Source organism: Vibrio sp. Vb1755 (genome assembly GCF_033338635.1).
GTDB classification, from domain to species: Bacteria; Pseudomonadota; Gammaproteobacteria; order Enterobacterales; family Vibrionaceae; genus Vibrio; species Vibrio alginolyticus.
Genome location: NZ_JAWOTA010000177.1, coordinates 1 through 1,333, shown reverse-complemented (window position 1 = coordinate 1,333; position 1,333 = coordinate 1). Strand labels below are relative to the sequence as shown.

At 44.9% G+C, this 1,333-nt stretch carries 1 protein-coding gene; it reads right to left on the bottom strand.

Annotated features, from left to right (window positions below; translation table 11 throughout):
- A partial coding sequence (locus tag R7E00_RS23660; RefSeq protein ID WP_318124679.1) for a sulfite reductase flavoprotein subunit alpha occupies nucleotides 1-1,314 on the bottom strand: 1,314 nt, incomplete at its 3' end.
- Nucleotides 1,315-1,333 lie beyond the last annotated feature (19 nt).

The following is a 1,333-nucleotide window of genomic DNA, read 5'->3' as shown; positions in this document are numbered from 1 at the left end:
ATCGTTGTGGTCATATTCAACCAACCCGACGGTAAGGTGTACTTCTTCATCCACTTCAGCTTGGCTAGAAGCAATAGAGTAAAGACGAGGCGTCAAACGGCGCAATAAACCAACTAACTCATCCGCGGTCAGTTTGGTTTTCTTCTCTGCGAATACATCAACAATTTGAGTGTTGGCTGAGTACTCACGAAGCTTGTCTTTATCTTCCACCAGTTTTTGTAGTTTCTTGCTACCAGATAACTCGGCAAACTTGGCCACTAGCTGTGGGTTAGATGTCGTGATCTCGAACTTACTCACTAAAGCACTGTGAATAGATAAGCTTTCGCCATCAACGTCAACTGTTTCAACACCAGACAAACCAACTTTACCTAGAATTTCATTAGCAAGCTCAGAGCTGTTTTCGTACCACACACCCAAAGCATCACCTGGTTGGTATGTCAGACCCGAACCATCTAGATCGATTTCGATATGGCGAACATCTTTACCCGAGTCTCGACCCGTGATCTTTTGGCTGGTGAGTAACGTCGCTGTGTATGGATTTTGTTTGTTGTACTGAGAATGTGAAGCTGCCGCTTGTCCTACAGGAAGTTGAACAATTTCCGCTTCATTGCCAGAAGATAGTGTCTCTTTAACTTTACCTAGCGCATTCTTGCGCCATTCTTCCGCTGCCGCTTCGTAATCAACATCGCAGTCAATACGGTCAATAAAAGACGTCGCGCCCAGTTTTGCTAAATACGTGTCAAAGTCTTTACCAGTTTGGCAGAAGAACTCATAACTAGAATCACCCAATGCAATCACACCATATTGAAGGTTTGATAGCTTAGGCGCTTTCTTAGATTGTAAGAACTCGTGCAACTCAATGGCATTGTCTGGCGCTTCACCTTCACCATTGGTAGAAGCAACAATGATGACGTGCGTTTCTTTGGCTAAGTTTTTGCCTTTGTAGTCGCTTGCATCAAACAACTCTACTGCAATTCCTTCTGCTTTTGCTTCTTGTTCCAACGCTTCAGCAACACCTTTTGCGTTACCGGTTTGAGAAGCAAAAATGATGGTCAACTTACCGGCAGGCTTTGCTGATACTGCGGCAGCTGCGTGGGCGATTGGTGTTGCCGCCGCACTTGGTTGATGTTGAGCTAAACCCCAAAAGTACCCACTGACCCAAGCAAGTTGCTGCGAAGACAACTCAGAGACAGTTTGTTGGAGTGAATTAAATTGTTGGTCATTCAGAGGGCTTGCGATCGGAGGATTTCCGCCTTGCCCATTGTTATCGTCAGACACATTCTTGTGAGAATACTCATTCTTTTGAAAAGACATTATCACGACATCCCTATTC